The following is an 18,132-nucleotide window of genomic DNA, read 5'->3' as shown; positions in this document are numbered from 1 at the left end:
GGAGGGCATTCGATGACGGCCGAGACGACACCGCAGAAGGGTTTCCGCTCGCGCTGCTCGATCGCGCGCACGCTCGACATTCTCGGCGACCGCTGGACGCTGCTGATCGTGCGGGACCTGATGTGGCACGGCAAGCATACGTTCGGCGCGCTCCAGGATAGCGAAGAGCGCGTGCCGACCAACATCCTCGCGAACCGGCTGAAGCTCCTTGAGGCGCACGGCCTCCTCGCCCGCATCCCGTACCAGTCGCGGCCCGTCCGCCATCGATACGAGCTGACCGAGTTCGGCCGATCGCTGGAGCCGGTCCTCTTGAAACTGATGGAATGGGGCCACGAAAGGCTCGGCGGCGGCGCGTTCGACCCCGTCACCCGGACGAGCTGGAACGCGGACGCGGACGCGACCGGCTGAGGCGGACCCGGCCGGGGAACCTCAGCGGAACTGCAACTCTTCCAGGATGATCCGCTGGTGGGGGACGCCGAGCCGGTGGAACTGGGCGGCCATGTCGTCGACGAAGGCGGAGCTGCCGCACAGCATCACCGCATAGTCGTCGAGGCCGATATCCTCGGCGATCCTCGCGGCGGAGAGCCGGCCCCGGTCCGCCGTCGTCCACTGGGTGTAGTCGATGAGGGAATCGGCCTTCAGGAAGCGCGCGCGGATCTCCTCGTCATAGACCGCGTCCTCAGGCGTGCGGGTGATGTAGTAGAACCAGATCCGGCGGAAATCGCGGTTGGACACCTCGAAATTCAGCATCCCCAGGAAGGGCGTGATCCCGATCCCGGCGCCGATCCACACCATGCGCCGGTAGGGCGCGAAGCGGAGCGGGGTGAAGCCGCCGAAGGGGCCGAAAATCTCCACCTCGTCGCCCTTGGCGAGCGAGGGAAGGGCGCGGGTGAAGTCGCCCACCTGGCGCACCGAGAAGCGCAGGTCCCGCTCCACCGGCGAACTCGAGATCGAGAAGGGGTGGAGCTCGCGCCTGTGCGCCGAAAGGGTCGGCGTCCGCACGAAGGCGAAGGTGCCCGGCTGGTACATCATCCGCCGGTCGATCGGGCGCAGCACGAGATCCACGACGTCCGAGCCGCGCGTCGTCGCGTGCTCGACGCCGTAGCGGTAGCGCGGACCGAACGTGTTGAAGAGGAAGACCCGGTAGAACCAGGACGCCGCCCCCGCGAGGAGGAGGATGATGATCCAGATCCGCAGCGGCTCGTAGGAGCGGATCGTGCTCTGCTCCATCGCCGCGTGCGCGGTGCCGATGAGGAAGAGGAGCCCGATCAGCCGGTGGAGGGCGAGCCAGCGCTCGTGCCGCATCCGCCGCTCATAGGCGAAGAGGCCGAGCCCGATGAGGATGTAGAAGGCGAGGATGTCGATCGTGCGCGCCTCGTCCGACCAGAAGGGGACGAGGATCACCCCGGCCGAGATGCCCTTCGAGAGGGCGTCGAGGAGCAGCAGCACGACGTGCGCGATCATGAGGAGGAAGGCCCAGAGCCCGAGCCGCCGGTGGATCCGGATGCCCTGGTCGAGCCCGCCGAAGAGCGGCTCCAGCGCCTGCGCCCGCACGACGGCGAGGAGCGCGAGCGCGGCGCAGGTGAAGGAGAGCAGCATCGCGATCTGCGAGGGGGCGAGCCAGGGCCACAATTCAGGGCCGAAGCCGACCTCGATGCGCCCGGCGATCCAGAGGATCGTGGTGAGGATCAGCGCGCCGGAGATCAGATACGCGGCTCTCGAAAAGTGTCTCAAGTCGCCAAGCATCCGCGTCCACGTCGATCAACGCCGACCAGTTTGGGACGGGCCAGCCGATTCAATCAAGCCTGAAGCGCCGCGAACGGCCGCCTGCGCCGGCTGGTCGCAGGGGGCGCGATCGGGAAGGGGGCGCCGGTGTCCTGGTTGATCCGGCCCCCCGGCGCGCTAGCTCCAGCGCATGATCATGCCCGCCGAGACGCCAGAGCCGCCCGCACGAACCCATTGCGCGGGCGCGCGCGGGTGAGCGCGCCGCGCCTCATCCTCGTTCTCGGCGACCAGCTGACGCCGGATCTTTCGGCGCTGCGGGCGGGGGACCGCGCGCGCGACATCGTGGTGATGGCAGAGGTGCGCGACGAGGCGACCTATGTGCGCCACCACAAGAAGAAGATCGCCTTCATCTTCGCCTCGATGCGCAAGTTCGCCGCCGCGCTGGAGGCGGACGGATGGCGTGTCGCCTACGGGCGCTATGACGATGAGGCGACCGCGCGCTCCATCTGCGGCGAGCTGATGCGGCGCCACCAGGCGTTCGACGCCGACGGGGTGATCGCGACCGAATGCGGGGAGTGGCGCCTGCGCGCGGCGCTGGAGGCCTGCCCGCTCACGATCGAGACGAAGCCCGACGACCGCTTCATCACCCCGCCCGGCTTCTTTCGGCAGTGGGCGGAGGGGAGGAAGGCGCTGCGCATGGAATATTTCTATCGCGAGATGCGCAAGGCGACCGGCCTCCTGATGGACGGGGACGAGCCCGCCGGCAAGCGCTGGAACTATGACAGCGAGAACCGCAAGGCGGCCGAGCGCGACCTCCTGATGCCCGCCCCGATGCGCCACGCCCCCGACGCGGTGACCGAGGAGGTGCTCGACCTCGTTGAGCGCGCCTTCGCCGACCATCCGGGCGCACTCCGCCCGTTCTGGTTCGCGACCGACGCGCGCGGCGCGAAGCGGGCGGCCGCGAAATTCATGCGCGAGGCGCTGCCCCGGTTCGGCGACTACCAGGACGCGATGCTGACCGACGACCGCTTCCTCTATCACTCGGTCCTGTCGCTCTACATCAATGTCGGCTTTCTCGACCCGCTCGACCTCTGCCGCCAGGCCGAGGCCGAGTATCGCGAGGGGCGCGCGCCCCTCAACGCCGTCGAGGGCTATGTGCGCCAGATCCTCGGCTGGCGCGAGTTCGTGCGCGGGATCTACGACCGGGAGGGGCCGGACTACACCGCGCGCAACCACCTGAAGGCGAAGCGCCCTCTGCCGGACTTCTACTGGACGGCCGAGACAGACATGGCCTGCATGAAGGCCGCGATCGGCGAGACGCTGGAGGAGGCCTACGCCCACCACATCCAGCGCCTGATGGTGACCGGCACCTTCGCGCTCCTCGCCGGGATCGACCCGCACGCCGTCCACGAATGGTATCTGGAGATCTACGCCGACGCCTATGAGTGGGTGGAGGCGCCGAACGTGATCGGCATGAGCCAGTTCGCCGATGGCGGCGTTGTCGGCTCCAAGCCCTATGCCGCCTCGGGCGCCTATATCGACCGCATGTCCGACTATTGCGGCCACTGCGCCTACGACGTGAAGCGGCGCCACGGGGAGGGGGCCTGCCCATTCAATCCGCTCTACTGGGATTTCCTCGATCGCAACCGCAAGCGCCTCGGCGACAACCCGCGCCTCGCGCAGATCTATCGCAACTGGGACCGGATGGACGCGGACCGGCGCGGCGAGGTGCTCGCCTCGGCGAAGGATGTCCTGAAGGCCATCGACGCGAAGGCGCGGATCTGAGCGGCGCTCACGCCGCGTCCGCGCGCGGTTCGGGCTTCACATGGGCGAGGAGGCTGACGCCCAGCCAGGCGGGGAGCGCCCGGATCGCGTCGCGGCCTCCATGGGCGCGGAGCCGCCCCTCGGCCCGCGCGGAGTGCAGCGTGAGGTCGCCGCGCCAGATGTAGATGAGGGTCGGCAGGTCCGCCGCGATATAGAGCGCGACCTCGAAGCCCGGATCCTTCACGCAGAGCTCGCACCGCCCGGCCTCGTTGAGGAACCACCAGCGGCGCTTGTGGGGCGGCTGGTCGGTCACGTCGACCTCGACGAGGGCGCGCGCGCCGCCGAACGCGTTCGGGTCGACGGCGTTCTCCATCGCCCAGAGAAGGAGGTCGAGGTCGATCTCATGTTCCTCGAGGGGGCGGCGCGACCAGCGCTGGCCCCAGGTCCCGAGCGCGAGCACGAGGGGGACGAACTCTTCGCCGGCCGGGGTGAGGTGGTAGGTCCAGCTGCTGCCCGCCTCGGAGCGGCGGCGCTCGATGATGCCCTCCGCCTCCAGCGCCTTGAGGCGGGACGAGAGGAGGGAGGGCGAGGCGAGCGGAATGCCGCGCTTCAGCTGCGAGAAGCGGCACGCGCCGCCCGCCATGTCGCGCAGGATCAGCGGTGTCCAGCGCTCGCAGAACACTTCGGCGGCCTTCGCGACGGGGCAGAATTGTCCGTAGCTCTTCATGGCTCACCTCCCGCCAGCAAGGGTGCGGCGAAGACGGGCGGCGCGGATAGTACAGATTTCGAACTGTCGCGCGCCGGACGGGGCGTGGTTCCCTCCCGCAAGACGCAACGCGACAGGAGAACCGACATGATGCTCGCACGCCTGATCCGCCCGATGGCGCTCGCCGCGTCCCTCGCGGCCAGCGCCGCCGCGTTCGCCGATGAGCGCCCGGCCCCGGCCGACGCCGTCCTCGACCGCCACCTCGCGGCCTTCGCCGACCGCGATCTCGACGCCATCATGGCCGACTATAGCGAAGACTCGGTGTTCATCACACCCGAGGGGATCCTGCGCGGGCCGGACGAGATCCGGCCGCTTTTCCGCATGATCCTCGACGAGTTCGCCGCCCCCGAGGCGCGCCTCACGATCCACGCGCGCCACGTCGACGGCGCGCTCGCCTACACGCTCTGGTCCGCCGAGACGCCGGCGCACGTCTACCGCATCGCGACCGACACGCTGGTGATCCGGGACGACCGCATCCTCTACCAGACCTTCGCCGCCGAAATGGAGGCGAAGGACTGAGCCTAGGCCGCGAAGGCGGCGATGCGCTCGATCACCCAGAAGGCCGCGACGCTGCCGATCGCGTAGGCCGGGATCTTGCGCAGGACGAGCGGCCAGTCCCGCTTCGCGCGGAAGAGCTGGATGATGAGGAGGGTCGCCGCGACGAAGGCGAGCTGGCCGAGTTCCACGCCGATATTGAAGGAGGCGAGCGCCAGCGGGATGTCCCCTTGTGGCAGGCCGATCTCCGAGAGGGCGCCCGCGAAGCCGAGCCCGTGGAGGAGGCCGAAGGTGAAGGCGACGAGCCAGGGCTTGCGCGCCGTCAGCGTGTCCTCTCCCTCGATCTTCCGCACGACCTCCACGGCGAGGAACATGATGCTGAGCGCGATCGCCGCCTCGACCGGCGGGCCCGGCACATTCACATAGCCGAGCGCGGCGAGGCTGAGGGTGATGGTGTGGGCGAGGGTGAAGCCGGTGATCGTCTTCACGAGCCGCCACACCCCGCTCGTCAGCAGGATCAGCGCGAGCACGAAGAGGAGATGGTCGATCCCCATCAGGATGTGCTCGATGCCGAGCTGCACATAGGTCGTCACCACGCCCCAGCCGGACGGGGAGAGCGGCACGCGCACGCTCGGCGATTTCGGCTGGAGGAGGAAGGCGTGGCGGGTCCCGTCGAGGAGATTGAGGGCCGCGAGCGCGTCGACGCTGGTGCGCGCAAGGTCCGGGATCGCGATCTCGGTGCCCGCGAGGCCGCCCGCCCCGGCGAGGCGGTAGCGCTGGACGAAGAAGCCGTCGCGCTCGGCGCCGGGACCGGCCAGAGTGAGGGCGAGGCCGGGGTCGAAGACCGGCACGATGTCGGCGACGGCCCCGTTGCGGATCGGCACCTTCCACAGGATTTCGTAGGTGTCCGGCCCAGTCTCGTCGATCTGGAGATAGGCGGGGCGCACCTCGTGGGCGGCGGCGCCCGTCGCCGCGAGGAGCCAGGCAAGCGCGATCGCGGCGAGGAGACGGCCGGCCGCCGCGCGACAGCCGACCGCCGGTGCGGGGAGACGCGGGGGACGGGCCATGTCGCCGTTGCTCCTCTACGTGGGTCCACGCGAGCCGCGCGGGAGGCACGCCCCATCCTGATCGCTTTTGCCGGACGCGCCAATGGCCCCGGATCAGCCCGCCACCGGATCGCCGGGACCGGTCAGCGGGGGAAGACGCGCCCGTCCATCAGCTTGCGGGCCGTGCGCAGGAGGCCCGCGCCGGTGACGGTGCCGTCGGCCGCCTGCGCGACGAGGACTTCGAGTGCCCCGGTCGGATGCTCGATGAGGAAGCGCCCGTCCGCCGGAAGGGTCGCGAGTTCTGCGGCCGGGGAGCCGGGGAGGGTGCAGGCGGTGGCGACGCTCACCCCGGCGAAGACGCCGATCGTCGCGTGGCAGCGGTGCGGGATGAAGCTGCGCGTGCCGATCGCCCCGCCCGCCGACGGCGCGGAGACGAGGGTCATCTTCGGCACAGACTTTTCCGCGACATCCCCGAGATTCATCATCGGCCCCGCCTTGATGCGGATCGCCTCGATGCGCGCCTTCAACGCCGCGTCGGCGTCGAGCGCCTCCCGCGTCTCGCTCCCGGTGAGGCCGAAATCGGACGCCCGCATCACCACGATGGGCATCCCGTTGTCGATCAGCGTCGCCGCGACGCCATCGATCGTGTCGACGACATTCCCCGTCGGCAGGAGCGCGCCCGTCATCGAGCCGGCGATGCCCGCGAACATCAACGGCACCGCCGCGTGGCTGCCGGGGACGCCGTCGATGCGCGCGGCGCCCTCATAGTCGACGCGGCCGCCGGGGGTCGCGATGGTCGCGACCGCAACCTCGCCGGTGTTGACCATGTGGATGCGCACCGGCGTCGTCTCGCCCGCGGCCGGCACGAGGCCGCGCTCGATCGCGGCGGGGCCGACACCGGCGAGGATGTTGCCGCACCCCTGCGCGTCCGACACCAGCGGCTGGTCCACGAAGACCTGGAGGAAGAGATAGTCGACGTCCGCGTCCGGCCGAGATGCGGGGGAGAGGATCGCGACCTTCGAGGTGAGCGGGTCCGCCCCGCCGATCCCGTCGATCTGCCGGGGGTCGGGGCTCCCCATGATGCCGAGGAGCAGCGCGTCACGCGCCGCGGGGTCGGCGGGGAGGTCGGCGGCGAGGAAGTAGGCCCCCTTCGAGGTGCCGCCCCGCATCCAGAGGCACGGGATCCCGTCCCGGCGCGGGTCAGACATATTTGAGGCCCTTCTCGGCGAGGCGGGGGCGCATGTCGTAGATGTCGAGCCCCAGTTCGCCCGCGGCGAGGCGGCGCCGCTTCGCCTCCTCCCCGGCAAGGCGCGCCTCTGCCTTCGCGCGCACGGCCTCGGCGTCGGCGCGCCGCACGACGCACACCCCGTCATCGTCGGCGACGATCACGTCGCCCGCCTCGACAAGCTGGCCCGCGCACACGATCGGCACGTTGACCGAGCCGAGCGTCTCCTTGACGGTCCCCTGCGCCGAGATCGCCTTCGACCAGACCGGAAAGCCCATCGCGGTGAGGTCCCGCACGTCCCTGACGCCCGCCTCGATCACGAGGCCGCGGCAGCCGCGCGCCATCGCCGAGGTCGCGAGGAGGTCGCCGAAATAGCCGTTGTCACACGGCGAGGTCGGGGCGAGGACGAGGATATCGCCAGCCTGAAGCTGCTCGATCGCGACGTGGACCATCCAATTGTCGCCGGGCGGGGCGGAGATCGTGACGGCCGAGCCCGCGATCTGCGCGCCGGCATAGATCGGCCGCATGTGGGAGGCGAGGCAGCCGATGCGGCCCTGCGCCTCGTGGACGGTCGCGACGCCCGCCGCGCCGAGGGCGGCGATCACGGCGGGATCGGCGCGCACGATATCCTGGACGACGACCGCCATCTCAGGCCCCGGCCTTCTGCGCCGCGGGAGCGGGCGGGGTGCCGTGGGTGTGGAAGGTCTCGATCGTCTTGAGGCCCCAGGCCTGACCCTTCTTGCGGTCGGCCTCGGTCCACACGACCGGCTTCCAGTCCGGCGCGAGGAGGAGGCGCGCGCCCGCGTTCGCGAGCTCCACGCGGTTGCCGGCCGGCTCCCAGACATAGAGGAAGAAGGTGCCCTGGATCGCGTGCTTGTGCGGCCCGGTCTCGATGTGGACGCCGTTCTGCAGGAAGATGTCGGCCGCGCGCAGGATGTCCTCGCGCTGGTCCGTCGCATAGGTGACGTGGTGGAGCCGCCCCTCGCCCTTGCCGTGCTCCTCGGTGCAGGCGAGGTCGTAGGTCTTGTTGTTGATGGTGAACCAGCACCCGCCGATCCGCCCATTGTCGAGCTGGATATATTCGGTGACGCGACTGCCGAGGCAGGTCTCCATGAAGCGGCGGAATTCGGCGACGTCCGCCGCGAGTAGGTTGATGTGGTCGAGCCGGCGGGGGGCCGCGCCGCGAAAGGCGCTCGCCGTGTTCTTCAGCGCCGCGCGCTCGGCGGCCTCCTGCGCCTCGTACCAGCGCGTGTCGTAGTAGATCTCGAAGACGTGGCCGAACGGGTCCTCGAACCGGAAGGCGCGGCCGTGCGAGAGATCCCCCTCGGTCCATCCGTGGACGGTGAAGCCCGAGGCCTCGATCGCCGCGACGCGCCGTTCGAGCGCGGCCGGGGAGGCGGCGCGGTAGGCGACATGGCCGATCCCCGTCGTCGTGTGGCGCGTCAGCTTCAGCGTCGCGAACTCGTAGTCGTCCCACGCCCGCAGGTAGGCCGAATTCGCGTCCTCGCCCGAGAGCGTCAGGCCGTAAATGTCGGTGAAGAAGGCGAGGCTTTCGTCATAGCGGTCGGTCAGCATTTCGACATGGCCGAGATGGGCGATGTCGTGCGCGTGTTCGGTCATTCTTTCCTCCCGTTATTTCCGGCGGGCTTTGCGCGCGGCCCTCAGAGTTCGTCGACGGTGCGCGGGTAGATCGCCTGGAAGCCCTCGGCATATTTCGCCGCCCGCCCGCCCGACTGGCCGCCCGAGTTGCGCATGAAGTGGTTCGCGCGGTTCTGGGCGACGCGGGTGTAATAGTCCCAGAGGTGCTCCTGGCCCTCCATGCACTCGATCGCGGCGCGCTTCTTGTCCCAGACCGGGGTGATGTCGAGGAAGACGTCGGGCTTCCATCCCATCTGCTCGGTCTGGTGCGGCTCGAAGAGGTAGACCTGCGGCGCGCCGAGCACCTTCTGGCCGGGATTGTGACCCCAGGCCTGGGCGACCATGCGGCATTCGAGGACCACTTCGGTCGTGTACATGTGGTCGGTGTTGTACGGATCGTACTGCGAATGGGAGAGGATGAAGGACGGCTGCACGTCGCGGATCACGTCGACGAGGCGGGTCTTGTCGCCGTCGGTGAGGCGGAGCGGGTAGTCGCCGAGATCGAAGCAGACGAGGTCGTGGACGTCGAGCGCGCGGGCGGCCTTCTCGGCCTCGGCGCGGCGCACGTCCTTCACTGTCTGGAGCGTCATGCCGGGCCGCTTCCAGAGCTTGGCCGACTCGCCGCGCTCGCCGAAGGAGAGGCAGACGACCGTCACCCGGTAGCCCATGCTCGCATGGAGCGCGATCGCCCCGCCGCAGCGCCAGACGAAGTCCGCCGCATGGGCGCTCACGACGAGGGCGGTCTTCGGCGTTGCATCGGGCATGGGATCCTCCGTGTTCTTCGTTGCCGGCCCCAGATGCCTCCCCACGCCGCGCGAGCCAATTCAGAATGACGACAGTCGCCATAAGATCTTGCTATTGTGGGTGCCTCTCGTGACGCCGGTCCGCTCGGGCCGGGATTGAGGGAGGGCGACGCTCATGATCTCGCGCAACCTGCGGCACCTGCGGGCCTTTCTCGCGGTCGCGGACCTCAACTCCGTCACCCGCGCCTCGGAGGCGTGCCACGTCTCGCAGCCGGCGGTCACGCAGGCGATCGGCAAGCTGGAGCGCGAGGCGGGGGGCGCGCTCTTCCGCCGCCAGCCTGCCGGCCTCTATCCGACGGACCTCGGCGCGACGCTCGTGAAGCGCGTGCGGCGCGCGTTCGATATCCTGGACCCCGCGCTCGTGGAGCTCTCGCCGCGCCTGAAGCTCACCGTCAGCGCCGCGCAGCTCGAGGCGCTGATCGCGGTGCGCGAGGCGGAGAATTTCACCCTCGCCGCGCGCCGCCTCGGCATCGCGCAGCCGACCGTCCATCGCGCCGTGACGCAGATCGAGCGCGAGGCCGCCCGCGCCCTCTTCGAGCGCACCTCCTACGGCATCGTCGCCACCCGCGCGACGCGGGCGCTCGCCGATGCCGCTCTCCTCGCCTTCGCCGAACTCGCCCAGGCCGATTCCGACCTTGCCGAGGCGACCGGGCGCGAGGTCGGCCGCATTGCCATCGGGGCGATGCCGCTGGCGCGCTCCTCGATCCTGCCGCAGGCGCTCGCGCGCTTCCGCGCGCGGCGGCCGACGCTGCCCGTCCTCGTCATCGACGGGGTCTACAACGAGCTTCTGGCCAACCTGAGGCGCGGCGAGATCGACATCCTCATCGGCGCGCTGCGCAACCCACCGCCGATCGACGATGTCGTCGAGGTGCCGCTCTTCATGGACCGCCTCGCCATCATCGCCCGGCGCGACCATCCCGCCGCGAACGGCCCGCTGACGCCGGAGGCGCTGTCGAAATGGCCCTGGGTCGTGCCCCGCCTCGGGACGCCGACGCGCACCCATTTCGACGCGCTCTTCGCCAAGGCGCGGCCGCCGAGCATCCTGGAATCGGGCTCGATCATCCTGATGCGCGAGCTACTGGCGCGCAGCGACCATCTCGGCTGCATCTCGCGACTTCAGGCTGAGGCGGAGATCGAGAAGGGTCTCGTCGTCTCGCTGCCGGTGGAGATCAGCGGCGAGCGGCCGATCGGCCTCACGCTGCGGCGCGACTGGGAGCCGACGCGCGCGCAGTCCGATCTCCTCGCCGAGATCCGCGCCGCGCGCAGTGTCGAGGGGGGTGTATAGCCCATTCTTATGCCTGGGCGACCAGTTCTAATTGTTTGGACGGAACACGATCCGCGATGACATCCCGACCCGCGGCACCCCGACATCGCCCGCGGGAGATCAATCGGGAGGACCATCATGTTCCGCACATCCAGCGCCGCGCTCGCCGGCGCCGCACTCCTCGCCTCGCTCGCGAGCGCCGCCATGGCGCAGGAGAAGTTCGCCAACTTCATGCCGCCGACCCACCCCTATGTGGCGGGCGCCTTCCAGCCCTTCGCCGACAAGGTGAAGGAATATTCGAACGGCGAGGTGAGCGTTCAGCTCTACAATGGCGGCGAGCTCGGCCCCGGCCCGGTGGAGCAATATTCGCGCGTCGTCGACGGCGTCGCCGAGTTCGCGGTGAGCCTGCCCGGCTACACCGCCTCGAACTTCCCGATGACCCTCGTCGCCGAGCTTCCGGGCGTCCTCGACCCCGCGACCGGAACCGACACGATCTGGGAGAATATCGATTTCATCAAAGGCGAGTACCGCCGCGCGCCGCTCGTCGCGCTCTGGTCGTCCGCGCCGAACCTTCTCTACATGCGCGACAAGCCGGTCCATTCGCCGGATGATCTGAAGGGCCTCAAGATCCGCGTGCCTTCGCGCAATTCCGGCCTCCTCATCGAGGCATGGGGCGCGACGCCGGTCTCGATGCCGGTCAGCGAGATCTACAACGCGATGCAGACCGGCGTGATCGACGGCGCCTTCATCGACGGCACCGCGACGCGCGCCTTCCGCCTCGGCGAGGTCGCGAACCATCTGACGGTCGGCATGGACGCCACCAACTCGCCCTTCTTCATCCTGATGAACCGCGACACCTTCAACGCGCTCTCCGAGGCGAACCAGGCGGCGGTGCTGAAGGCCGGGCGCGAGGCCTCCAATCTCGGCCAGGCGGTGCAGCTGACGGTCGCCGAAGCCGGGATCAAGGCGTTCGGCGAGATGGACGGCAAGGAGGTGATCCACCTCACCGCCGAGGAGGCCGCGCCCTTCAACGCGGCGGCCGCGAAGGTGGTGGAACAGGTCGTCGAGGAGACGGGCGGCGACGCGCGCGCCTTCGTCGAAGCCCTCCAGGGCAGCTGAGGCGGGCATGACCGGCGACACCCCGCGCGCCCACGCGAACGCGCTCTCGCGCGCGTTCGACCGGGCCACGCTCATCCTCGCCTGGATCGCGGGGTTGAGCCTCCTCTTCATGCTCGTCACGATCGCGGGCAGCGTCGTCCTGCGCTACGTCTTTGCGACGCCGCTCCTCGGCGTGAACGAGATCGTCCAGCTCACCTCCGTCGCGCTCGTCATGCTGGCGCTGCCTTATTGCACGGCGCGCGACGGCCACGTCCGGGTCGACGTGCTCGACCAGGCGATCGGCCCCTGGGGCCGGCTCGCGGGTGACGTGCTCTCGCGCCTCCTCTCCGGCTTCGTCCTCGCCTGGCTCGCCTATCGCGCCTACTGGAAGGCGCTCGACGCGTGGGAGTTCGGCGACGCGACGAACATGCTCGCGCTGCCGATCTGGCCCTTCTACGCCATGCTCTCGGCCGGAACGGCGCTCTGCGTCCTCGTCTTTGCCGAGCAGCTCGTCCTCATCCTCCTCGGGAAGCGGTCATGAGCCCCGTCACGGTCGGCCTCCTTGGCATCGCCGCGCTCTTCGCGCTCCTGATCCTCAGGACCCCCGTCGCGTTCGCGATGCTGTGCGTCGGCTTCTTCGGCACGTGGGTGCTGTCGGGCCTGCGCTCGGCGGGCGGGGTGGTGCTGACGGAGAGCTATTCCTCGGTCTCGAACTATTCGCTGATCGTGGTGCCGATGTTCGTCCTCCTCGGCAATGTCGCCTCGGCGGCCGGCTTCAGCAACGGCCTCTACGACGCCGCGAACGCGTGGGTCGGGCGGATGCGCGGCGGGCTCGCCTCGGCCTCGGTGATCGGGTGCGCGGCCTTCTCCGCCGTCTCCGGCTCCTCGGTCGCGACGGCGGTCACCATCGGCAAGGTGGCGCTGCCGCAGATGAAGCGCCTCGGCTATGGCGATGCGCTGGCGACCGGGTCGGTCGCGGCGGGCGGCACGCTCGGCTTCCTCATCCCGCCCTCGACCGGGTTCGTGATCTACGCGATCCTCACCGAGGAATCGATCGGCCGCCTCTTCATGGCCGGCATCCTGCCGGGGATCCTGCTCGCGGCCCTCTTCATGGCGACGGTCTGGATCATCGCGACGCTGGACCCCGCGGCGGGGCCGCGCGGGGCGCGGGTGGCACTCGCCGAGCGCGTCCGCCTCCTCGCCAGGGCGATGCCGCTCATCGGGGTGATCATCCTGTCGATCGGCGGCATCTATGCGGGGGTCTTCACACCGGTGGAGGCGGCCGGCATCGGCGCCGCGCTCGTGATCCTCTTCGCCCTGATCGGCCGCGCGCTGACCTTCGCGACATTCCGCGAGGCCGTGCTCGAAACCGTGCGCACGACCGCGATGCTCTACGCCATCGTGATCGGAGCGAACGTTCTGAACCCCTTTTTCGCGGTGACGCAGATCCCCGCGACGCTCGGTGAGGGGCTCGCCGCGCTCGGGCTCGGGGCCTATGGCACGCTCGCGATGATCATCCTCGCCTACGTGGTGCTCGGCATGTTCCTCGACGGGCTGTCGATGCTGGTCGTCACGATCCCGATCGTCTTCCCCGTCGTCACCGGGCTCGGCTTCGATCCGGTCTGGTTCGGCGTCGTCGCCGTCATCGTGATCGAGATGGGGATGATCACGCCGCCCGTGGGGCTCAACGTCTTCGTGGTGAAGGGCGTCGCGGCGGACGTGCCGCTCACCACCGTCTTTCGCGGCGTGATGCCCTTCCTCCTCGCGATGATCGTCTGCCTGATCCTGATCATCGTCTTCCCGCAGATCGCGCTCTTCATCCCGAACTCGATGTTTGGCTGAGCCCGGCTCAGCGCGCCTCGAAGGCGGAGGCGCGGCCGGCGCTGGTGAGGCGGCCGGCGAACCAGAGGAGAGCGGCGAGCAAGGCCGGGACGAAGACGCCAAGGGCGAGCGCCCGCACCGGCGTGTCGATCGCGGCCCCGACGAGGGTGCTGCACAGGAAGGCGAGGCTGAACTGGACGGCGCCGAGGACGGCCGATCCCGTGCCCGCCGCGCCCCGCGTCGTCGCCATCGCAAGCGACATCGCGTTCGCCGAGAGCGCGCCGACGCAGGCGACCGCGAGCCAAACCGGGACGATGAGCACCGCGAGGTGCGACGTGCCGGAGACCGCGAGGAGGAGCGCGCCCGCGAGGACGAAGAGCGGGAGGCCGCGGTCGAGGAGGTGATGGATTGCGGTGTGGCGCAGGAGCCGGTGATTGATCTGCCCGCCGACGACCAGCGCCAGCGCGACGATCCCGAACGCGACGCCGAATGCGATCCGCGAGAGGCCGAAGACCCCCATCAGCACCGACGAGGAGGCGGTGATGAAGGCGAACATCGCCGCCTGGATGAGCGAGGCGACCGTTAGCGGCAGGATGAACTCGAATCGCGCGAGGAGCCCCGCATAGCGCCGCGCGAGGCCGATCGGAGAGATCGTCACGCGGCGCGACGGCGGCAACGTCTCCGGCACGATCGCGAGGGTGAGGGCGAGGGCGGCGAGCCCCACCGCGAACATCGCGAGGAAGACCGACTGCCAGGGGAGGACACTCGTGAGGAGGCTGCCTGCGAGCGGGGAGACGATGGGGCCGAGCGTCATCGTCATCACGAGGACGGTCATCGCCCGCGCCGCCTCCCGGCCCGAATAAAGGTCCGACAGCACGGCGCGCCCCACCACCATGCCGGCCGAGGCGCCGATCGCCTGGACGAAGCGCAGCGCGGTGAAGGCGGCGACATCGTCGACCGTCGGGATCAAGATCGAGGCCGCGCAATAGATCACGACGCCCGCGATCAGCGGGCCGCGCCGCCCGAGCCGGTCGATCGACGGGCCGATGATCAGCTGGCCGATTCCGAGCCCCAGGAAGAACACCGCGAGCGAGAATTCGAGGTCGCCCGGCGCGGCGCCGAGATGGGCCTCGATTCCGCTGAAGGCGGGGAGGTACATGTCGGTCGCGAGCGGCGGGAAGGCCGCGAGGAGGGCGAGGACCAGGATGAGGGCGCGGGCGCGCACGGGCGGGGTGTTCGTCACGAAGGATCCTTCGGGGGGCGCACGGTTGCAGCAGCGGCGCACGGAATTATCTATCTGGAAAGATATCTAGGGGGAGATGTCTTGCGTGCAAGATAAATCGGAGCCTGATCACCCGATCGCGACGCTGCTCGCGCGGGTGGGGGAGAATTGGCCGGAGGCCGCGACGCCCGAGATGGCGCTGTCGCTCCTCGTCCAGCGCCTCGCGCGCCTTCTGCAGGAGCTCGCGACGGACTGCCTCGCCCCCTTCGGGCTGAGCGTGACGGAATTCGAGGTGCTCGCCGCGCTGCGCACCCATCCCGCGCCCCATCGCCTGACGCCGTCCCGCCTGTACGAGGCGACGCTGCTCTCCTCGGGCGGTCTCACCAAGGTGCTGAAGGGGCTGGAGGCGGAGGGGCTCGTCGGGCGCCCGGCGGCGGACGGGGACGGCCGGTCGCGGCCGGTGGAACTCACCGAGGCGGGGCGGGAGAGGGTGGAGGCGGCGATGGCGGCCGTCCAGGCGGCGGAGGCGCCGCTTCTCGTGGGCGCGATGGCCGCGCCCGCGGACGCGGACCGGCTCCAGAGCCTCCTCGGCCGCGCCCTCGCCGTCGCCGAGGCGCGGCGCAGGGGCTAGGTTGGGCCCGGAGCCTAGCGGTCCGGCGCGCCCGCCCGGTCCTCGGCGACGATGTCGAGGAAGGCGCGCAGCGGTGCGGGCATGAAGCGGCTCGGATAATAGAGGCGCGGGCCGTCGAAGGCGGGCCACCAGTCTCGCAGGAGCGGGACGAGGGTGCCGGCGGCAAGGGCCGGGTCGAGGAAGTTGCGGAAGATGAAGATCAGCCCGCGTCCCGCGATCGCGTGACCGATCCCGGCGGCGACGGCCGCGGTGCCGAGCGTCAGGCGCGCGACCGGGTCGATGCGGATGATCTCGTCGCCGCGCTCGAACTCCCACGCCGCCGCGTGGCCGCTCGCGAAACGGAAGCACACCCCGTCGTGGCCGGCGATCTCGGACGGGTGGGTGGGCACGCCGCGGCGCTCCAGATAGGCGGGCGCGGCGGCGAGCGCGATCTCCTGCCGGCGCGGGCCGATCGGCACCGCGATCATGTCCTGCTCCAGCGATTCGCCGTAGCGAACCCCGGCGTGGCAGCCGGCCGCGATCGCGTCGACGAAGCGGTCCTCCACCATGAGCTCGACCGTCACCTCCGGATGGCGCTCCAGGAAGCGGTCGATCAGCGGCGGCAGGATGTCGGTCATCACCGCGACGGGCACGTTGAGGCGCAGCGGCCCGCGCACCACCGCCGCGCTGGTGCGTGCGATCTCCAGCGCCTGCCGCGCCTCGGCGACGAGGGGGGCGACACGTTCGCCGAGCGCGCTGCCGACCTCGGTCGGCCGCACCGCGCGCGTCGTGCGGGTGAAGAGGGGTGAGCCGACGCGGGCCTCGAGCCGCGTGATCGTCTCGCTGACGGTGGAGGGGGCGCGGCCGAGCCGCTTGGCGGCCGCGCGGAATCCGCCCGTCTCGAGGACGGCGAGGAACACCGCGAGGTCGTCGAAGGGGCCGCCGTCATTGTTCGCCATACCGAACAACCTATTCGGATCGCGGCCGATTATCGAGGCTCAGCGTTGGACTAGATGAGGTGGCAGCCAACAGGAGTTGCCATGAGCGATCCCCTCAACGCGTCCGCCGCCGGACGCTTCCGCTTTCCCGATAGTGATATCAGCGTCAACCGCATGGGGTTCGGCGCGATGCAGCTCGCCGGCCCGCACGTGTTCGGCCCGCCGGCGGATCCGGACGAGGCGCGGGCCGTGCTGCGCGAGGCCCTCGACCACGGTGTCGACCATATCGACACCAGCGATTTCTACGGACCCCACGTCACCAACACGCTGATCCGCGAGGCGCTGCACCCCTATCCGGCGAACCTCACGATCGTCACCAAGGTCGGCGCGTGGCGCGACGACCAGGGCGGCTGGAATTTGCGGCGCGACACCCCGTTCCTGCGCCAGTCGGTGGAGGACAATCTCGCCCGACTCGGCGTCGCGGCGATCGACATCGTCAATCTGCGGATGGGCGGGCCGGACGACGACATCGTCGCTCCGATGCGCGAGATGCGGGCGATGTGGGAGGAGGGGCTGATCCGCCATATCGGGATCAGCACGGTGAGCGCCGCCCAGCTCCGCGCCGCGCGCGACATCGCCCCGATCGTGTGCGTGCAGAACCACTACAATCTCGTGGAGCGGGGCGATGACGACCTCATCGACGCGCTCGCCGCGGACGGCATCGCCTACGTGCCCTATTTTCCGCTGGGCGGCTTCTCGCCGATCCAGTCCGAGGGGCTCGCGCGAGTGGCAGCGCGGCTCGGCCGATCCAAGCAGCAGGTGGCGCTCGCCTGGCTCCTCCAGCGCAGCCCGAACATCCTCCTGATCCCCGGCACCTCCAAGCGCACCCACCTCCGCGAGAATATCGCGGCGGCCGCTCTGGTCCTAGACGCCGAAACGCTGACCGATCTGGAGCGCCTCCACGAGCCGATCTGACCGGCGCGCACCGGCGGGACCCCGCCCATCGCGGCGGGGCTCCTGGGCGGCGCGCGCATTTGCTATCCCGGTGGACGCAGAGCGTCGACATCGGGACGGGCGAGATGACGAGCGAGGGCGACTACACCATCATCGCGGCGAACCGCGCCGGGTGCGACGACCTCGGCGCGATCCTCGGGGAACGGGGCGAGGGGGCGCGCTGCCAGTGCCAGCGCTACAAGCTCGCCCCGCGCGAGGCCTTCAAGCATCATCCGGCCCAGGTGCGGGCCGAGCGGCTCCGCAGCCAGACCCGTTGCGGCCATCCGGACGGGCCGACGAGCGGGCTCGTCGCCTATCTCGGCGCCGAGCCGGTCGGCTGGTGCGCCGTCGAGCCGCGCAACGCCTATGCGGGGCTCGCGCGCGTCTATCGCGTCCCCTGGGCGGGGCGCGCGGAGGACAAGGCGGACGGGACCGTGTGGGCGGTGACGTGCTTCTTCGCGCGCGCCGGCTACCGGCGGCGCGGGGTGAGCCGCGCGCTCGCCGCGGCCGCCGTCGACCATGCGCGCGCGGGGGGCGCCCGCGCGGTCGAGGGCTATCCGATGATCACCGAGCCCGGACGCGAGATCGCCTGGGGCGAACTCCATGTCGGGAGCCACACGATCTTCGCGGCGGCCGGGTTCCGCGAGGTTGGCCGGCCGACGCCGCGGCGTGCCGTGATGCGGATCGACTTCTGATCACGGCACACCCCGGCGCAGGCTTCGCC

19 protein-coding genes are annotated in these 18,132 nt (G+C 70.3%); 10 read left to right on the top strand and 9 right to left on the bottom strand.

The genetic code is table 11. From position 1 onward, the window contains the following. Positions 1–12: 12 nt before the first annotated feature. Positions 13–408, top strand: a complete 396-nt coding sequence (locus tag DBV35_RS16100) for a winged helix-turn-helix transcriptional regulator (protein WP_108661975.1) — start codon at positions 13–15, stop codon at positions 406–408. A 21-nt stretch (positions 409–429) separates the two neighbouring features. Here DBV35_RS16100 and DBV35_RS16095 read toward each other — a convergent pair whose 3' ends face one another. Next, complete coding sequence (locus DBV35_RS16095) at positions 430–1,734, bottom strand: ferredoxin reductase family protein (protein ID WP_170134960.1); 1,305 nt, start codon at positions 1,732–1,734, stop codon at positions 430–432. Positions 1,735–1,977: 243 nt separating this feature from the next. Between DBV35_RS16095 and DBV35_RS16090 the strand changes: the two genes are divergently transcribed. Beyond that, positions 1,978–3,510: a cryptochrome/photolyase family protein gene (locus tag DBV35_RS16090; protein ID WP_108661974.1), complete on the top strand. Its 1,533-nt coding sequence runs from the start codon at positions 1,978–1,980 to the stop codon at positions 3,508–3,510. A gap of 7 nt (positions 3,511–3,517) precedes the next feature. Here DBV35_RS16090 and DBV35_RS16085 read toward each other — a convergent pair whose 3' ends face one another. After that, positions 3,518–4,216 (bottom strand): winged helix-turn-helix transcriptional regulator, encoded by a 699-nt coding sequence (locus tag DBV35_RS16085; protein WP_108661326.1) that lies wholly within the window; start codon positions 4,214–4,216, stop codon positions 3,518–3,520. Positions 4,217–4,342: 126 nt separating this feature from the next. Between DBV35_RS16085 and DBV35_RS16080 the strand changes: the two genes are divergently transcribed. Continuing rightward, a complete protein-coding gene (locus DBV35_RS16080; RefSeq protein ID WP_205648704.1) occupies positions 4,343–4,774 on the top strand; it encodes a nuclear transport factor 2 family protein in 432 nt (143 codons plus the stop codon). Positions 4,775–4,776: 2 nt separating this feature from the next. On the opposite strand, the gene DBV35_RS16075 is transcribed toward DBV35_RS16080, so the two are convergent. The 5 genes from DBV35_RS16075 to DBV35_RS16055 all read right to left on the bottom strand — a co-directional run bounded on the left by DBV35_RS16075 (position 4,777) and on the right by DBV35_RS16055 (position 9,423). Beyond that, the gene (locus tag DBV35_RS16075; protein ID WP_108661325.1) at positions 4,777–5,817 is read right to left on the bottom strand and encodes a HupE/UreJ family protein; all 1,041 of its coding nucleotides are present in this window, start codon (positions 5,815–5,817) and stop codon (positions 4,777–4,779) included. Positions 5,818–5,939: 122 nt separating this feature from the next. Further along, positions 5,940–7,004 (bottom strand): 4-oxalomesaconate tautomerase, encoded by a 1,065-nt coding sequence (locus DBV35_RS16070; protein WP_108661324.1) that lies wholly within the window; start codon positions 7,002–7,004, stop codon positions 5,940–5,942. Further along, positions 6,997–7,668: a 4-carboxy-4-hydroxy-2-oxoadipate aldolase/oxaloacetate decarboxylase gene (locus DBV35_RS16065; protein WP_108661323.1), complete on the bottom strand. Its 672-nt coding sequence runs from the start codon at positions 7,666–7,668 to the stop codon at positions 6,997–6,999. Before DBV35_RS16065 ends, DBV35_RS16070 begins: the two co-directional genes overlap by 8 nt. A gap of 1 nt (position 7,669) precedes the next feature. Further along, complete coding sequence (locus DBV35_RS16060) at positions 7,670–8,641, bottom strand: VOC family protein (protein ID WP_108661322.1); 972 nt, start codon at positions 8,639–8,641, stop codon at positions 7,670–7,672. Between the two features lie 41 nt (positions 8,642–8,682). Further along, a complete protein-coding gene (locus tag DBV35_RS16055) occupies positions 8,683–9,423 on the bottom strand; it encodes a PIG-L deacetylase family protein (protein WP_108661321.1) in 741 nt (246 codons plus the stop codon). Between the two features lie 154 nt (positions 9,424–9,577). On the opposite strand from DBV35_RS16055, the gene DBV35_RS16050 reads away from it, so the two are divergent. The 4 genes from DBV35_RS16050 (at position 9,578) to DBV35_RS16035 (ending at position 13,666) form a co-directional block, all read left to right on the top strand. Next, complete coding sequence (locus tag DBV35_RS16050; RefSeq protein ID WP_108661320.1) at positions 9,578–10,747, top strand: LysR family transcriptional regulator; 1,170 nt, start codon at positions 9,578–9,580, stop codon at positions 10,745–10,747. A 117-nt stretch (positions 10,748–10,864) separates the two neighbouring features. Continuing rightward, complete coding sequence (locus DBV35_RS16045; RefSeq protein WP_108661319.1) at positions 10,865–11,845, top strand: TRAP transporter substrate-binding protein; 981 nt, start codon at positions 10,865–10,867, stop codon at positions 11,843–11,845. 7 nt (positions 11,846–11,852) lie between these two features. Further along, the gene (locus tag DBV35_RS16040; RefSeq protein WP_108661318.1) at positions 11,853–12,365 is read left to right on the top strand and encodes a TRAP transporter small permease; all 513 of its coding nucleotides are present in this window, start codon (positions 11,853–11,855) and stop codon (positions 12,363–12,365) included. Further along, positions 12,362–13,666, top strand: coding sequence for a TRAP transporter large permease (locus DBV35_RS16035; RefSeq protein ID WP_108661317.1), 1,305 nt, complete (start codon positions 12,362–12,364; stop codon positions 13,664–13,666). Before DBV35_RS16040 ends, DBV35_RS16035 begins: the two co-directional genes overlap by 4 nt. 7 nt (positions 13,667–13,673) lie before the next feature. On the opposite strand, the gene DBV35_RS16030 is transcribed toward DBV35_RS16035, so the two are convergent. Next, positions 13,674–14,888, bottom strand: coding sequence for a multidrug effflux MFS transporter (locus DBV35_RS16030; RefSeq protein WP_157961789.1), 1,215 nt, complete (start codon positions 14,886–14,888; stop codon positions 13,674–13,676). A gap of 85 nt (positions 14,889–14,973) precedes the next feature. On the opposite strand from DBV35_RS16030, the gene DBV35_RS16025 reads away from it, so the two are divergent. Continuing rightward, on the top strand, positions 14,974–15,498 hold the full coding sequence (locus DBV35_RS16025) for a MarR family winged helix-turn-helix transcriptional regulator (RefSeq protein ID WP_157961788.1): 525 nt from the start codon (positions 14,974–14,976) through the stop codon (positions 15,496–15,498). A gap of 14 nt (positions 15,499–15,512) precedes the next feature. Here DBV35_RS16025 and DBV35_RS16020 read toward each other — a convergent pair whose 3' ends face one another. After that, positions 15,513–16,436, bottom strand: coding sequence for a LysR family transcriptional regulator (locus DBV35_RS16020; protein WP_108661314.1), 924 nt, complete (start codon positions 16,434–16,436; stop codon positions 15,513–15,515). An 81-nt stretch (positions 16,437–16,517) separates the two neighbouring features. Here DBV35_RS16020 and DBV35_RS16015 point away from each other — a divergent pair, with 81 nt between their 5' ends. Together DBV35_RS16015 and DBV35_RS16010 are read left to right on the top strand one after the other, a co-directional pair. Continuing rightward, positions 16,518–17,390 (top strand): oxidoreductase, encoded by an 873-nt coding sequence (locus DBV35_RS16015; RefSeq protein ID WP_108661313.1) that lies wholly within the window; start codon positions 16,518–16,520, stop codon positions 17,388–17,390. Positions 17,391–17,449: 59 nt separating this feature from the next. Further along, positions 17,450–18,103 carry a GNAT family N-acetyltransferase gene (locus tag DBV35_RS16010; RefSeq protein ID WP_205648703.1) on the top strand — a complete coding sequence of 218 codons (654 nt, stop codon included), beginning with the start codon at positions 17,450–17,452 and terminating at the stop codon, positions 18,101–18,103. Positions 18,104–18,132: the final 29 nt, after the last annotated feature.

The sequence above is a fragment of the Acuticoccus kandeliae genome, from assembly GCF_003073115.1.
The sequence above is the reverse complement of the archived record's forward strand: the minus strand, read 5'-3'. Positions and strand labels throughout refer to the sequence as shown.

Bases quoted from the DNA above. Each gene is read 5' to 3' on its own strand.
- DBV35_RS16100 (WP_108661975.1), top strand. From the start codon at position 13: ATGACGGCCGAGACGACACCGCAGAAGGGTTTCCGCTCGCGCTGCTCG.
- DBV35_RS16085 (WP_108661326.1), bottom strand. From the start codon at position 4,216: ATGAAGAGCTACGGACAATTCTGCCCCGTCGCGAAGGCCGCCGAAGTG.
- DBV35_RS16080 (WP_205648704.1), top strand. From the start codon at position 4,343: ATGATGCTCGCACGCCTGATCCGCCCGATGGCGCTCGCCGCGTCCCTC.
- DBV35_RS16075 (WP_108661325.1), bottom strand. From the start codon at position 5,817: ATGGCCCGTCCCCCGCGTCTCCCCGCACCGGCGGTCGGCTGTCGCGCG.
- DBV35_RS16070 (WP_108661324.1), bottom strand. From the start codon at position 7,004: ATGTCTGACCCGCGCCGGGACGGGATCCCGTGCCTCTGGATGCGGGGC.
- DBV35_RS16065 (WP_108661323.1), bottom strand. From the start codon at position 7,668: ATGGCGGTCGTCGTCCAGGATATCGTGCGCGCCGATCCCGCCGTGATC.
- DBV35_RS16060 (WP_108661322.1), bottom strand. From the start codon at position 8,641: ATGACCGAACACGCGCACGACATCGCCCATCTCGGCCATGTCGAAATG.
- DBV35_RS16055 (WP_108661321.1), bottom strand. From the start codon at position 9,423: ATGCCCGATGCAACGCCGAAGACCGCCCTCGTCGTGAGCGCCCATGCG.
- DBV35_RS16050 (WP_108661320.1), top strand. From the start codon at position 9,578: ATGATCTCGCGCAACCTGCGGCACCTGCGGGCCTTTCTCGCGGTCGCG.
- DBV35_RS16045 (WP_108661319.1), top strand. From the start codon at position 10,865: ATGTTCCGCACATCCAGCGCCGCGCTCGCCGGCGCCGCACTCCTCGCC.
- DBV35_RS16040 (WP_108661318.1), top strand. From the start codon at position 11,853: ATGACCGGCGACACCCCGCGCGCCCACGCGAACGCGCTCTCGCGCGCG.
- DBV35_RS16035 (WP_108661317.1), top strand. From the start codon at position 12,362: ATGAGCCCCGTCACGGTCGGCCTCCTTGGCATCGCCGCGCTCTTCGCG.
- DBV35_RS16020 (WP_108661314.1), bottom strand. From the start codon at position 16,436: ATGGCGAACAATGACGGCGGCCCCTTCGACGACCTCGCGGTGTTCCTC.
- DBV35_RS16015 (WP_108661313.1), top strand. From the start codon at position 16,518: ATGAGCGATCCCCTCAACGCGTCCGCCGCCGGACGCTTCCGCTTTCCC.